The sequence below is a fragment of the Bacillus sp. C28GYM-DRY-1 genome (assembly GCF_030519405.1).
GTDB lineage: Bacteria > Bacillota > Bacilli > Bacillales > Bacillaceae > Bacillus > Bacillus spizizenii_A.
Genome location: NZ_JAUMKF010000005.1, coordinates 61,526 through 76,194, shown reverse-complemented (window position 1 = coordinate 76,194; position 14,669 = coordinate 61,526). Strand labels below are relative to the sequence as shown.

At 46.1% G+C, this 14,669-nt stretch carries 15 protein-coding genes; 4 read left to right on the top strand and 11 right to left on the bottom strand.

All coding sequences use genetic code 11. From position 1 onward, the window contains the following. Positions 1-66: 66 nt before the first annotated feature. Positions 67-1,317, bottom strand: a complete 1,251-nt coding sequence (pucG, locus tag Q3W56_RS06990; protein WP_019715632.1) for a (S)-ureidoglycine--glyoxylate transaminase — start codon at positions 1,315-1,317, stop codon at positions 67-69. Positions 1,318-1,338: 21 nt separating this feature from the next. Continuing rightward, positions 1,339-2,577, bottom strand: a complete 1,239-nt coding sequence (gene allC, locus Q3W56_RS06985; protein WP_302894977.1) for an allantoate deiminase — start codon at positions 2,575-2,577, stop codon at positions 1,339-1,341. A 229-nt stretch (positions 2,578-2,806) separates the two neighbouring features. Between allC and Q3W56_RS06980 the strand changes: the two genes are divergently transcribed. Then, entirely contained in the window at positions 2,807-3,676 is an 870-nt protein-coding gene (locus tag Q3W56_RS06980; protein ID WP_302894976.1) for an endonuclease I family protein, read from the top strand. 32 nt (positions 3,677-3,708) lie between these two features. Here Q3W56_RS06980 and Q3W56_RS06975 read toward each other — a convergent pair whose 3' ends face one another. Beyond that, positions 3,709-4,812, bottom strand: coding sequence for an ABC transporter ATP-binding protein (locus Q3W56_RS06975; RefSeq protein WP_302894975.1), 1,104 nt, complete (start codon positions 4,810-4,812; stop codon positions 3,709-3,711). Between the two features lie 180 nt (positions 4,813-4,992). On the opposite strand from Q3W56_RS06975, the gene frlR reads away from it, so the two are divergent. After that, complete coding sequence (frlR, locus tag Q3W56_RS06970; protein ID WP_302894974.1) at positions 4,993-5,721, top strand: transcriptional regulator FrlR; 729 nt, start codon at positions 4,993-4,995, stop codon at positions 5,719-5,721. Positions 5,722-5,745: 24 nt separating this feature from the next. Here the strand turns inward: frlR and Q3W56_RS06965 are convergent, their stop codons facing one another. From Q3W56_RS06965 to Q3W56_RS06935, 7 genes are all read right to left on the bottom strand, one after another. Further along, on the bottom strand, positions 5,746-6,600 hold the full coding sequence (locus tag Q3W56_RS06965) for a fructoselysine 6-kinase (RefSeq protein WP_302894973.1): 855 nt from the start codon (positions 6,598-6,600) through the stop codon (positions 5,746-5,748). 13 nt (positions 6,601-6,613) lie between these two features. Further along, positions 6,614-7,516 carry a carbohydrate ABC transporter permease gene (locus Q3W56_RS06960; protein ID WP_302894972.1) on the bottom strand — a complete coding sequence of 301 codons (903 nt, stop codon included), beginning with the start codon at positions 7,514-7,516 and terminating at the stop codon, positions 6,614-6,616. A gap of 3 nt (positions 7,517-7,519) precedes the next feature. Further along, entirely contained in the window at positions 7,520-8,398 is an 879-nt protein-coding gene (locus Q3W56_RS06955) for a carbohydrate ABC transporter permease (RefSeq protein WP_302894971.1), read from the bottom strand. 58 nt (positions 8,399-8,456) lie between these two features. Further along, a complete protein-coding gene (locus Q3W56_RS06950) occupies positions 8,457-9,725 on the bottom strand; it encodes an ABC transporter substrate-binding protein (RefSeq protein ID WP_302894970.1) in 1,269 nt (422 codons plus the stop codon). 80 nt (positions 9,726-9,805) lie between these two features. Then, positions 9,806-10,792, bottom strand: a complete 987-nt coding sequence (gene frlB, locus Q3W56_RS06945; RefSeq protein ID WP_302894969.1) for a fructosamine deglycase FrlB — start codon at positions 10,790-10,792, stop codon at positions 9,806-9,808. A 201-nt stretch (positions 10,793-10,993) separates the two neighbouring features. Further along, on the bottom strand, positions 10,994-11,368 hold the full coding sequence (locus Q3W56_RS06940; protein ID WP_019715641.1) for a nucleotide excision repair endonuclease: 375 nt from the start codon (positions 11,366-11,368) through the stop codon (positions 10,994-10,996). A 95-nt stretch (positions 11,369-11,463) separates the two neighbouring features. Then, positions 11,464-12,588: an NAD(P)/FAD-dependent oxidoreductase gene (locus Q3W56_RS06935; RefSeq protein ID WP_302894968.1), complete on the bottom strand. Its 1,125-nt coding sequence runs from the start codon at positions 12,586-12,588 to the stop codon at positions 11,464-11,466. Between the two features lie 158 nt (positions 12,589-12,746). Here Q3W56_RS06935 and Q3W56_RS06930 point away from each other — a divergent pair, with 158 nt between their 5' ends. Both Q3W56_RS06930 and Q3W56_RS06925 read left to right on the top strand, forming a co-directional pair. Continuing rightward, positions 12,747-12,896, top strand: coding sequence for a spore protein (locus tag Q3W56_RS06930; protein ID WP_302894967.1), 150 nt, complete (start codon positions 12,747-12,749; stop codon positions 12,894-12,896). Continuing rightward, positions 12,896-13,168: a hypothetical protein gene (locus Q3W56_RS06925; protein ID WP_302894966.1), complete on the top strand. Its 273-nt coding sequence runs from the start codon at positions 12,896-12,898 to the stop codon at positions 13,166-13,168. Before Q3W56_RS06930 ends, Q3W56_RS06925 begins: the two co-directional genes overlap by 1 nt. Before the next feature lie 85 nt (positions 13,169-13,253). Here the strand turns inward: Q3W56_RS06925 and sufB are convergent, their stop codons facing one another. Further along, positions 13,254-14,651, bottom strand: a complete 1,398-nt coding sequence (gene sufB, locus Q3W56_RS06920; protein ID WP_003228608.1) for a Fe-S cluster assembly protein SufB — start codon at positions 14,649-14,651, stop codon at positions 13,254-13,256. Positions 14,652-14,669 lie beyond the last annotated feature (18 nt).

The following is a 14,669-nucleotide window of genomic DNA, read 5'->3' as shown; positions in this document are numbered from 1 at the left end:
AAACAGATTGGAGAAAAGGCGAAATCGCATCACTAAAAAAGCTTGCGGCGTTCCGCAAGCTTTTCTTTATACCGCTGCCTGGCGGCCAGCGTTTTCATACACATCAAGCGCTGCTTGGAGGGCTTTACCTGTTTCGATCCCTGCGCCATGTCTCAGCAGCACAGCCTCTAGCCCGGCAAGCACGAACAGCACGTTTTCTTTTCTGCAGCTGTAGCCCATCGTGCCAATTCTCCAGATCTTTCCCGCCAGCGGGCCGAATGAGCTGGCGATTTCGATGCCGAATTGCGCCAACAGCATGTGGCGAACAGACTCGCCGTCAATGCCGCCGGGGATTTCTACACAAGTGACAACAGGCATTTTGCAGCTGTCATCTCCAAACAGCTTCAGCCCCATTGCCCTAATCCCTGCTGCTAATGCGGCCTCATGGAGGTGATGCCGCTCAAAACGGGCTTCAAGACCTTCTTCAAGCACTAGCCTTACACCCTCACGCAAGGCGTAAAGCATCGTCGTCGCTTCTGTATGATGATTGAGCCGTCTTTCGCTCCAATAATCCTCAAGCTGGCTCAAATCAAAATAATTGCTTGTAATCGGCCGGTTTCCTGAAAGCGTTGCCCTGTCAGCTTGTGTCGCAATCCCGCGTTCCACCTTTTTACGCGCCGCAATCACATCCGCCACCCGCTCATTATATGTAATCGGCGCCATTCCCGACGGAACAGACAAGCACTTTTGTGTGCCGCCGATAGCCGCGTCAATCTTCCAATCATCGACTTTAACCTCGCAGCCGCCAATCGTCGCAACTGCATCGACGATGAACAATACATTCTGGGCGCGGCAGGCTTCGCCGATTGCTTTCAGCGGGTGAATCCGCCCTGTCGATGTTTCCCCATGTACCATTGCCACAATTTTCGGCTTCACTTTTTTCATTTCCCGTATGATGTCATCCGGGTCAAAAACCATTCCCCATTCACACTCAAGCGTATGAACATTCGCCCCATAACGCTCCGCAATTTCAGTCAGCAAATAACCGAAGCGCCCATAAATGGGAATGAGCACATCATCTTCCGGCTCGATCACACTCGCCAGCACCGCTTCGATTCCCGCGCGTGAAGTACCGTCAATCGGATATGCCCAGCGGTTTTTCGTTTGGAACAGCTCCCGAAGCATCTCCATCGTTTCATTCATGATACCTGTAAACGCTGGATCAAATTGGCCGACAATCGGGGTACTCATCACTCTTAATACACGCGGATCAACCTCAACAGGGCCCGGCGTCATAATCGTTCTTAACGGGGTACATAATTCTTTTCTGCCTGACACAGCCATTCCTCCTTTACTTTATCAGTAAGCCAATTTATATAATAAATCAGTCAATGCGCGGACACCGATCTCAAGCTGTCTGGCTGAGGTATATTCCTTCGGAGAGTGGCTGATGCCGCTGCGGCTTGGCACAAACAGCATACAAGCCGGATAGCGCCTTCCGATCATTTGTGCATCATGCCCTGCTCCGCTCACCATTTCTTCACAGCTGATTCCGTTTTCTGCCGCTGTTTCAAAAGCCGCGGCCCTCAGCCTTTCATCCATCGGCACAGGCTCTATCCGCATATATTCATCAATCATGGCGCGAATTCCTTTTTGATGGCAAATGCCGTTGATCAAAGCAGCCATATCTTCATGAAATTGCTCCAGCACGTGCTGATGCTGATGGCGAATATCGATTGAAAACTGCACGCGGCCCGGTATGACATTGGCTACATTGGGCTCTGCCGTTATTTTTCCGCATGTCAGACGGAGCTCATCCGGCTGCTCTTCCGCCCGCAGCAGCAGCTCGTGAATAATATGGCTGCTTGCTGCAAGCGGGTCCTTACGCCATTTCATAGAGGTGGTTCCCGCGTGATTGCATTCCCCCTCCAGCGTGACGAGATATCGCCTCTGCCCCGCAATACTAGTGACAATGCCGAGGTCGCGTCCTGACATTTCCAATGTCTGTCCCTGTTCAATATGAAGCTCAACAAAAGTGCTGATATCTGTCCTATACGCTGACTGAAACATGCCTTTGCCAAAACCGTTCTCATACATCGCAGTTTGCAGGGAGACTCCTGATTCGTCTCTCGGTTCTCCTGCATCCTGTACTGAAAAAACGCCCGTCATATTCCCCGATCCCCAATAGGTCATCGGAAAGCGGCTGCCCTCCTCCTCACATAAGGAGACTGCTTCGAGTGTTTTTTTCGGCGGTCCGTACGTTTCTTTGAGCCGCTTTATCGCGAGCATTGCCGCAAGAACGCCATAGGCGCCGTCATACTTTCCCCCATTGATGACAGTATCGATATGTGAACCGGTTACAATCACTTCATCCGGGGACTGGGTGCCCGAAAGCCTTCCAAAAACATTGCCGACATCGTCGAATCTTGTTTCAAGGCCGAATGAAGACATTTCCGTCTTGACTGCGAGCTGCGCGTCCATCCACTCTTTTGTGTACAAAAGCCTCGTTACGCCGCCATCCGCAGATGCGCCGTATTGGGCGAGCCATTCAATATAATCTGTGATGCTGTTTTTAACTGAAAGCTTTTGCTTTTCCATGTACTCCCCCCTCTGGCCGTTATGGTGCCTTCATTATAGAAGGAGGAACTCGATAGTTCATTGACAGAATAACCAAAAAAACGTTTATTTTTTAGTCACAGTATCTATCCTGCACAATAGCAACCAAGGGGCTAGTTTACAATTTTAATAAAAAATATACAAAATGACACTTCTATCCTCGGTTCCATTTTTAGATAATAGACATGATCTGATAAAAGGAGGGCAAGTGATGACAAAAATAACAAGGTTTCTGCCGCTCGTCTGTGTATTACTGATTTCCGGATGGTTTGCACCTGCCGCATCAGCAATCCCGCAAACCAACGCATTGAGCCTGAATGACCGATTAGCGTCTCCCCCTTCAGGAACCGTGGGCCTTCTCTCATTAGCCGCTCCCGCCGCACCCTACACTGACACAGATACCTATTATGAAGGGGCTGAAGGAAAAACAGGAGAATCGCTAAAAAGCACCCTGCACAGCATCATCAGCGGACACACGATGTTGTCCTACAGCGAAGTATGGAACGCGCTGAAAGAAACCGATGAAGACCCGAGAAACCCGAATAACGTCATCCTGCTCTATACGAATGAATCGCGGTCGAAAAACCTGAACGGCGGCAATGTCGGCGATTGGAACCGCGAGCATGTCTGGGCGAAATCTCATGGCGATTTTGGCACAAGCAAGGGACCTGGCACCGACATTCATCATTTGCGCCCAGCTGACGTTCAAGTCAACAGCGCCAGAGGGAATTTGGATTTTGACAACGGCGGCACAGAACATGCGAAAGCGCCCGGAAATTATTATGACGGAGATTCATGGGAGCCCCGCGATGATGTGAAAGGTGATGTCGCCCGCATGCTGTTTTACATGGCCGTCCGTTACGAAGGTGATGACGGGTACCCTGATCTTGAACTGAATGATAAAACAGGCAACGGTTCAGCCCCTTATCATGGAAAACAATCCGTCCTCCTCGAATGGAATAGACAGGACCCGGTTGATGACCGTGAGAGAAAAAGAAATGAAATCATTTATGAGAAATATCAGCACAACCGCAATCCATTTATCGACCACCCTGAATGGGCTGACGAAATCTGGCCGTAAGAAAAAGGTGCTCCTAAAAAGGAGCACCTTTCCTAATACACAGCCTCTTCTGTCTCCGCATCGAAAAAGACGACGTGATCCATTTTCACTGTCAGCTGGATCGAATCGCCTGCGGCAATTCGCGTGTTTCCGGCCAGACGGACCGTGAGCCGCTCGCCCCCAGTCATGACATGTACAATTTGCTCTGATCCCAGATTTTCATTCACTTCCACCTTCGCTTTAAACACTGAATCAAACAGTTGATCATTTTCAGCCATTTGTGTGATATGCTCCGGCCGGACGCCGGCAATTATCTGCTCTCCGGCATATCCCTTTTCTTTAAGCCGCTTGGCTTTTTCTTCAGGAATATGAAGCCGGATCGAAGGGTTTGCAAAAAACAGCTCGCCATGCTGCTCTTCAATGGCGCCCTTCAGAACGTTCATTCCGGGGGAGCCGATAAAGCCTGCGACAAACAAATTTGCCGGGTGATGATAAATGTCATGAGGTTTCGCTACTTGCTGGATTTCCCCTTCATTCATTACGACAATCCGATCGCCCATTGTCATCGCTTCGGTCTGGTCATGCGTGACATAAATAATGGTCGCCTCTAAACGCTGGTGCAGCTTGCTGATTTCTGTCCGCATCGTCACTCTCAGCTTCGCATCCAGATTGGAAAGCGGCTCGTCCATTAAAAAGACCTTCGGTTCCCTCACAATTGATCTGCCAAGCGCCACCCTTTGCCGCTGCCCGCCAGAGAGCGCCTTCGGTTTTCTCTTCAGCAAATGCTCAATCTCTAGAATTCTGGCTGCCGCATGAACCCGCTCAGCAATTTCCTCTTTCGGCATCTTTCTGAGCTTTAGTCCAAACGCCATATTATCAAAGACCGTCATATGAGGATAAAGCGCATAGTTTTGGAATACCATCGCAATATCACGTTCTTTCGGCGGGAGATCATTGACCCGTTCCCCATCGATGAGGAGGTTTCCTTCAGAGATGCTTTCCAGCCCCGCCACCATACGCAGCGTTGTCGATTTTCCGCATCCTGACGGCCCCACCAGCACCAAAAGCTCCTTATCCTTTACATCTAAATCAAAGTCCTTCACCGTTAATTGTGAGTGATATGATTTTTTGACATGTTCAAATGTTAAAGCAGCCATCAGAAATTCCTCCTATCTTTTGATCTGTTATTTCGTCACTGGAAACAACTTGGTCTTTCTGTTATTTTTAGAGTAATCGATTCCTATTTTTGCTATATTTCTAAAATGAAAAATGTAAATTTGTATTATAACGTCATAATACATTATAATATAACTAATAGGTTAAAAGGAGGCTACCCTTTGTTAAACAACGGAAGTTCTACACCTTTATACATTCAGCTAAAACAAATCATCACTGATGACATCAAAAAGGGCGTGTATTCCCCAACCGCCAAGCTGCCTACTGAAAACGAACTTTGCAGCAAGTATAATGTCAGCCGCATTACCGTCAGGAAAGCCATTCTCGATTTAGTTGAAGAAGGCTATCTGATCCGGCAGCAGGGAAAGGGAACGTTCGTTAAAAGCCCTAAATTAAAACGAGAGCTGATTGCAGTAAACGGCTACTCAGAATTTATGGAATCAACCGGCAAAAAACCGAAGCATCAGGTGCTGTCCCATAAGATCATTCCGGCGGCAAAACCCATTGCCGAAAAGCTGCAAATCAATCCCGAGAGCCCTGTCGTTGAATTAAAACGGATTTTATATAACGATGATCAGCCGCTCACCTTTGAAGTGACACATTATCCGCTGGATATGTTTCCCGGCATTGATACCTATATTTCCGATGGCGTATCCATGCATGATATTTTGCGACAGCAATACCAAGTCGTTCCCACTCACAATACGAAACTATTAAACGTTGTATATGCCCAGCAGGAGGAAAGCAAATACTTAGACTGCGACATCGGGGATGCGCTGTTTGAAATCGATAAAACGGCTTTTACATCAAACGACCAGCCAATCTACTGCTCATTGTTTTTGATGCACACAAACCGTGTTACTTTTACCATCAACAGCCCCTACACATAACAGGCATAAAAAACGAGACACTGCTTATAGTATTCTCGTTTTTTCACTGCTTCCCCCATCCTCCAAGCGAAAAGGATGGCCATAGCCGAACGCCCCGTACACGCCGCATGTTTTTGCAGCCGTTTCCGCCGCTTTGCGCAAAGCATGCATGATGTCCTGCTTCTCGCAAAAAGCAGTCAAGAAACCCGCTATAAATGAATCTCCCGCTCCAAGTGTGTCTATTATATCAGTTTCGACAATCGGCTGATGATAGATTCGGTCACCCGCAGACAAGATCGCTCCTTTGCCCCCGCGGGTCATACAAACGATTTTCGCTCCATACATATGAGCTTTTTCAGCAAGCTCGCCACACTCTGACTCACTCAAATCGCTTCCCGAAAAAAACGCATACGTCACATAAGGACAGACCTTGCTCAAATAGTTATCCTCCCGATTGGTTGAAAAATCAAAGGAGACCGGGATCAGGCCGCACAGCTGCGGAAGATCGTTCTCAAGTCTGCTGTACACACTGGTATGCAGCAGATCATGCCCGCTGATAAAGGCCAGATCTTTCTCCTGAAATACCAGACGAAGCCGGGACTGAATGCCGCCTTTATTTGACCTGACAAAAATACGGTCCCCCTGTTCATCAAGGGTGACAATCGCCATTCCGTTCTCTCCGTGCGCCTGGCGGATATAATCCGCATTGACCTTCTCCAATTTCAGTACATTCAAAAGATGAGCCGCGGCTTCGTCATCGCCGACGATTCCGATATAGGAAGCCTCGTGCCCGAGCCGTTTGGCAAGCACAGCGACGTTTAAGGCATTTCCTCCCGGGTAGAACGTGTCTTGGTCCTGATAGTAATCAACAACGTTATCTCCAATGGCAATCAATTTCATTGTGCTTCCTCCTTTATCCTTTAACACTTCCGCTTGCAATCCCGCGGACAAAATATTTCTGCATCAATAAAAATAGAATCATAATCGGCGCAGCTGAAATCGTTAATCCCGCCAGCAGGACGCCCCAGTCTGTCTGCAGTGCATCTCTGAACTGCATCAGCCCGGCTGGAATGGTCCGCAAATTCTCATCATCGATGAAAATAATCGCAAACATAAACTCATTCCACGTATGGTAAGCCGTCAAAATGCCGGATGTCACCAAAATGGGCACGCTCATTGGTAAGAAAATTCTGAAAAACACTCCAAAACTCGTACACCCATCTAAATAAGCCGCCTCCTCCAATTCTTTTGAAATAGAGAGAAAATAAGAGCGGATCAAAATGATGGTGAACGGGATACGGTAAGCCGCATACGGCAGGATTAACGCCCAATACGTATTGTAAAGGCCCAGCGACTGAATAATAGAATAAAGCGGCACAAGACTGACCTGCGGCGTCAGCATCAAACCGCCAAGACAAAGCACCAAAAAGAATCCTTTTCCTTTAAACTCAAACCGGGAAAGGCCGTACGCCGCCCATGCACTGATAAAGACAGTGATTACACACGTCAGCGCCGTGACAATGACACTGTTCATAAAATAAGAAGAAATCCCCTGATTCCAGGCGGACACAAAATTTTCCGGATACCACGAAGACGGCAGTGACCAGCTATGTTCATAAATATCGTCCGAGTCTTTAAAGGCGCTCATCACCATCCATAGGAGCGGATAGGCAATCGCAATCAGATAAAGAAACAGAAAAACCCACACAGACGTTTCCCCGATGTACCATTTTCGTCTGGGGTTTCTTTTCATCTCAATGTGCCGGTCAGGCACAGGCTCCAATCTAAACGAATCTGTTTTCTTCTGAGGCAGCATCTGTTATTCCTCCTTTCCGGTCTTAAAGAACTTCATTTGCATGAGCGACAGTGCGAGCGTAATGATTAACACAACGGTGGCAATCGCTGAGGCATAGCCCATCATATCCTTTGTAAAGGCGCTTTTATATAAAAACGTGCTTAAAACTTCTGACGCGTTTCCCGGTCCCCCGCCTGTCAATATGTACGGTTCATTAAATACCGTAAAGGCGCCGGTCAGCGTCATGACCACCGCAACAAAAGACATTTCTTTCGTCTGGGGAACGGTAATATGAAAAAACTGCTGAATTTTCCCCGCGCCGTCAAGACGGGCCGCTTCATACAGTTCATCCGGTATTTTTTGAATCGACACAATATACAGCATGGCAATATAACCGACCGACTGCCATTGAGACACAAAAATAACAGAAAGCATAGCCGTGCTGTCCTCCCCGAGCCAGGCTCTCGTCAGCTGATCAAGACCGACCGCCTGAAGCAACTGATTCAAAAGCCCCGTCTCAGGGTTGTAAATAAAATCAAACAAAAGCGCGATCACCGTCATTGAGATGACAACCGGCAAAAAGAAAACAGTACGAAAAAACGGCGACCATTTTCTGACCAGCTTATCCTCAAGCACCGCTGCCAAAATTAAACCGCCAAATACCTGGCATACAATGGAGATCACTGCGTAAAGCACATTATTGGTAAGTGCCTGGTAGAAGACAGGATCATGAAATAATTCAACATAGTTTTTCAAACCGATAAACGTTTTTTCCGGAGAAAAAGAGTTCCATTGAAACAGGCTGAGGAAGACATTCTCAAAAATCGGGATATAAACGAAAAGTAAAAAAACGAGAGCGGGCACCAAAAACAAATAGGGGATTATTTTATTCTGATTGACCAAGGATATCTCATCTCCTTTTTAAAAAGAAAAGGTGCGAAGCTTCACCTTTTCTTTTGATTTATTCAGCTGACGCCCTTACTTGCTTCGCTGCTTTTTGAACAGCTTTCATCACCTGCTCCGGTGTCATGTCGCCGCCAAGCATTTGCTGGACGCTCGTTAAGTACGCATCTGAGATTTCAACATCAACATCCATATCGAACCATGGCACCATTGATTTGGCATCAACAATTTGCTGAACCGCTTCACGCTGAATGGCTGTAGAATTTTCTTTGGTAGCCGTTCCATGCACCGCACTGTATTTCCCAACATCCTTGACGAGCTTTTCCCCCATTTTTTTCGACGTCAGAAACTGCAAAAATTCCATCGCTTCCTTCGGATGTTTTGTTTGTGAGGCAATCATGAACCCTTCCGGTGATCCCGTTAACGCTTCTGAAGATCCTTTTTGCCCGCTGATTTCAGGGAATGGGAACATCCCCAGATTCACCGGTTCAACAAGCTTGATTTCTGCTGTCTCTGCATATATCATCGCCGACTTTCCGCTCTTAAATTGCTGTCTTACATATTCGTGGTCGACGGAGTTTACATGTTTATTGAAGTAAGGCATCAGCTCCTGCAGCTTTTCAAGTGCTTTCACATAGCCTTCATCGGAAAATTCACCCGTTTTGGCGTTATAGTCCTTATCTCGTGTTTTTTCATCGACCATCCGCTGATTGAGCGTGCCGATATAGTGCGAGATTGTCCAAGTCGCCTTCGTGCCGAAGCTGATTGGTGTATAGCCATTTTCTTTCAGCTTCTTTGACACATCGATGAATTCATCCCATGTCTTCGGAGGATCAAGGTTCAGCTTTTTAAAAATGTCTTTATTATAGAAGAATGATTTAGCGTCCATTTGCCATGGCACGCCATATTGCTTGTTTTCATAAGTAAACGGTGTAACTTGCGATTGAACGAGCTGTGATGACCAGTCTGAATCGTTTTTGTAGTAGGACGAAAGATCAAGTGCCTTATTGCCTCTGATGAATTTAAAGGCAAATTCGTCACTCCAAGAGAAGTAAATGTCAGGAGGGCTGGTGGTTCCCAGCATGACCTTAATTTTATCTTTATAGGAGTCATTCAAAACGGCTTCAATTTGAATGTCGATATCCGGATGTTCTTTTTCAAATTCTTTGACAACCTCTTCAAAATAACTTCTTTCCGGCTCCTTCGGCCATCTATGGAAAAATTTCAATGTCACCTTTCCGTCCGTTGAACTGCTCTGGCTCGAACAGCCCGCAATGGTGAGCATACTGACAGCTGCAATAATCAAAAGCAACAACATTTTCTTCAAAGGGTTGGCCTCCTCTGGACATTAGACTATAATGTTATATAACATTATAGTCTAATGCATAATGGTTCCTCAGTTTCAGATCAATACTCAACTTTCCACATGTATCTTCTATGAGATAAAGGATGATGTCTCGCCTCTGCCAGCGCGTCCGCATAGCTTCTCAGCACACGGTTGAGAACGAGCGGAGCAAGGTAGCCTTTAACTGAATCGTCAATTGCAGTGAAGTCGTAAGATGCGGCATCAAGCACTGTGAGCTTTTTGCCATACTTTTTAGAGAAGGTAAGCGCCCGCTCTTCAAGAGGCCTTGTTTCATCTAAACCGAGCAGGATGATAAACGGCACGGATTCATCAATAATTTCAAACGGTCCGTGAAAATATTCTCCGGCATGAATGGCGTGGGAATGAATCCATTGCATTTCCATGAGAATGCAGATGCTGTAGGAGTAAGCGACACCGTAGTTTGCACCGCTTGCCATTGTATAGATAATGCTTTCTTTTTCATGAGCTTTTGCGAATTGCTGTGCGTTGTCAGCTTCCTGCTTAAGGGCTTCTTCATACACAGCCTGCAATTGATCTAAACCTTCAATTGCTTGTTCAAACTTTGTATTGTTTTCTAATACTTGCAGGGTGCCGAAAACGATTTGATACAGAACGCCATAGTTCGTATTGATCGCAAGCGCCTCATCACCCCAATCGTACTGGGCAACATATTGCGCTTCCTGCGCTAAAGGAGACTCTGGTTTATACGTCATCGCAATCGTAAGTGCGCCCTTTCCCCTCGCAAACGCAGCCGCTTTGACTGTTTCCGGGGTATTTCCCGAATGCGAGCACAAAATAACAAGAGACTTTTCACCAAGCTGAACAGGGTTGCGCTGAATAAATTCGTTGGAGCTGTAAAGGTCGGAGTTGATTGATTTTGACTCCCTGTCAAACACATATTTACTCGGATACATAATGGCCGAAGACCCTCCGCATGCGACAAAGAATACATGGTCAATGGTTTTCCCTTTCAAATCCTGCAAGAAAGCTTGAACCTCACGATTTACTTTTGCTGTGGCCTGACTCAAATCCTTCACTCCTCATTTTTATTATATAACGTTATATAACATTATATATTGTTATATTAAAGTCCAGAGCTAGGATTGTCAACATTATTTTCTGAAATTTCTCAATAATCTACTCAAAATCTATCTGCGGAAAATGCCCATATCAAAAGCCAGAGCTTAACATAAGCTCTGGCCTCGCTGTTCAATCCGCGGATTGACGTCTTATTTAAAAAATGCCTTGTCTATATTGTACTTCGAATGCTGTGTATTGATGATATATGTTTCGTATATTTCTCTTTCCATTGGATCTTCGACTACACATACTTCAATTTTATATACTTCGTCCCTGTGATGTTTGATCGGTGAGACAGTATCTTCAAAATGCTTCTTAATTCTTTGTCTTAACTTTCTAGCTTTACCGACAAACAGAAGCTCGTCATGAATGTTATAAAACATGAAGATGCCGCCTTTATCCCTTGGTATCTGGTGAAAGTCGATGAATCCGTATATCGCCTTGATTTTCGGCTCGTTATCATTAGCTGACTGCTGTCGTTCGGTGATGGTGACATTCGGTGCAGGTATATCAATTTTTATCAAAATCAGTTCACGTCCTCTTTATCATTAAAGGTAAATGCTAACACAGACAGAAAAGAAAAGCTAGAACAGCTTTATTATATTTGTTTGTTATGCTTTTACTTATTATGCAACGCTCCGGCTAGATCGTAAGGGCTAAGGTCGATTTCTGTCTGGTTTCCGAGAACTAGCTTTGCGAGCTCTGAACCCAAGAACGGCCCCATCGTTAATCCCGAAGCGCCTAAACCGTTAGCGGCAAAAAGGCCTTGAACATCCGGTACAGCGCCAACAACCGGCAGAAATCCAGGTGTAAACGGCCTGAAGCCCACTCTTGTTTCAATAGCAGCAGCATCAGCAAGACCCGGGGCTGACGCTAGCGCTTTACTCAATACTTCGTGCTGTCCTCCGGCTGTCACACGCAGATCATCAAGATCGACATCGTTTTCGTGTGTGGCGCCAGCTATAATTCTGCCGTTATCAAACGAAAGAATGTACTGATCGTTCGGCGGCATCACAACCGGCCACGATCCTGTATCCGTTTCCGTCATCTCAAAATGCATAATCTGCGCTTTCTGAAAGGACACTTGAAAATGAATGCCAAGAGGTTTCATGACCTCATTGGCCCAAGCCCCCGCTGTCACAATTACCGCGTCAGCCGTAAACTGCTGTGTGTCTGTTTGGACGCCGGTGACCGTTCCATTTTCAAAAAGCAGGGACGCATTTCCTTTGATAATCTTTGCGCCGTATTTCTCTGCAGCGCTTAAAAGCGAGCGGCACAGCGCTCTTCCGTTCACACGAGCGGCACCGCTGATATGAACTGCTTCATAGCCATCAGCTAAAATCGGAAACAGCTTTTTCGTTTCACTTGCGGACAAGCGGGTAATGTCGCCGATCTCCGGCGCATCCTCCCGTCTCTTATACGCCCGTTCCTCCATCTTATCAAGCTTTGACGCATCAGTATGAATGCTGATGGCACCGACACGCTTATATCCTGTATCCGTTTCTCCGTCTTCTTCCAACTGATGGATTAAATCCGTATAGTACCGTGCTCCTCCCTTAGCAAGCTGATACCAATCCTGATTGCGGCGCTGCGAAAGCCAAGGACAGACGATCCCTGCCGCCGCATCAGTCGCTTGTCCCGGCTCTTTTCGATCAATGACAGTAACGCGAGCGCCTGATTTTGCGAGATGGTAAGCCGTCGACGCACCAAGAATTCCTGCACCGACGATGATGTACGATTTCATATGCAAACACCTTTTCTTTTATAATGTCTATTCATTTTACCAAATAGAGTGCTTTCCTTCGACCTTTAGCCCTAATGTGGAAAAACCGCGAAGTTCGTCCAATCTCTTCACTCTCCTATCGAATAACCTGTCACTATCAATAGAGAAAGGATGATACCATGAGCGAAAATCGTCATGAAAGAGAAGAAAACAAAGATCGTGATGCGGCAGTTGCGAGCGTTCAAAACAGCGGCAATTCGAAAGTGGTAGTCAACGTGAACACAGATCAGAATCAGGCACAGGCTCAGACACAAGACGGGGATGAGTAATGAACGAAAATATTATTCCTATTAACAGACATACTCAAGAGATGCCTAACAATGGATCTATGGTCGAAAACAGCGGCAACTCAGAGGTCCATATCGATATTCACATTGATACAATGCCAATCGCCTTTGCCATTTTATGCTCTGCATTAGCCGCAAAACAAATGTCAAAAGAGGAATTTGACACAGCTTATACTCGTTTACAGGAGATGAACAGGGAACATAACAGCAAAACATCTTTAAAACAAATCATCAATCAGGAGATCGAGGAGTAAGAAACCGCGGCCCCTAGGCCAGCGGTTTTTTTTGCATACAAAAAGGACGCAACTGAAAACCAGTCACGTCCTTTTTTATGAAAAATTAACCGATTGACCCTTCCATCTCGAACTTAATCAAGCGGTTCATTTCAACTGCGTATTCCATTGGAAGCTCTTTTGTGAATGGCTCGATGAAGCCCATTACGATCATTTCAGTTGCTTCTTCTTCGGAAATACCGCGGCTCATCAAGTAGAAGAGCTGCTCTTCAGATACTTTAGACACTTTCGCTTCGTGCTCCAATGAAATGTTATCATTTAAGATTTCATTGTAAGGAATTGTGTCTGACGTTGATTTGTTATCCATAATGAGCGTATCGCACTCGATGTTAGAACGGGCGCCTTCCGCTTTGCGTCCGAAGTGGACGATTCCGCGGTACGTTACTTTTCCGCCTTGTTTTGAAATCGATTTTGACACGATTGTGGATGATGTGTTTGGTGCAAGGTGAATCATTTTCGCACCCGCATCCTGATGCTGGCCTTTACCCGCAAGAGCGATAGAAAGCGTCATACCGCGCGCGCCTTCGCCTTTTAGGATACAAGCCGGATATTTCATTGTCAGTTTAGAACCGATGTTGCCGTCGATCCATTCCATTGTTGCGTTTTCTTCACAGACTGTACGCTTCGTTACAAGGTTGTAAACGTTGTTCGCCCAGTTTTGGATCGTTGTATAACGGCAGTAGCCGCCTTTTTTCACGATGATCTCAACAACCGCACTGTGAAGTGAGTTTGTTGTGTAAACAGGCGCAGTACAGCCTTCAACATAATGAACGCTTGCTTCTTCGTCAACGATGATCAGCGTACGTTCGAACTGACCCATGTTTTCAGAGTTGATACGGAAGTAAGCTTGAAGCGGTGTTTCAACCTTCACGCCTTTAGGCACATAGATGAAAGATCCGCCGGACCAAACAGCTGAGTTAAGCGCCGCAAACTTGTTGTCAGTCGGCGGGATCACTTTTGCCCAGTGCTCACGGAAAATATCTTCATTCTCTTTCAGCGCGCTGTCAGTGTCTTTAAAGACGATGCCTTGCGCTTCAAGATCTTCTTTCATGTTGTGGTATACAACCTCAGATTCGTACTGAGCAGAAACACCCGCAAGGTATTTTTGTTCAGCTTCAGGAATCCCGAGCTTGTCGAATGTTTGCTTAATTTCTTCAGGAACTTCATCCCAAGAACGCTCTGAACGCTCAGACGGTTTTACGTAATACGTAATTTCGTCAAAGTTCAGTGAGTTTAAATCTCCTCCCCATTGAGGCATCGGCATGTTGTAGAAATGCTCAAGTGATTTCAAGCGGAAATCAAGCATCCATTGAGGCTCTTCTTTCATGCGAGAAATTTCTTCTACGATTTCTTTTGTCAATCCGCGCTCTGAACGGAAAATGGAAACGTCCTTGTCGTGAAAACCATACTTGTATTCACCAATATCAGGCATTTTTTTAGCCATCCATTTTCACTCCAATCC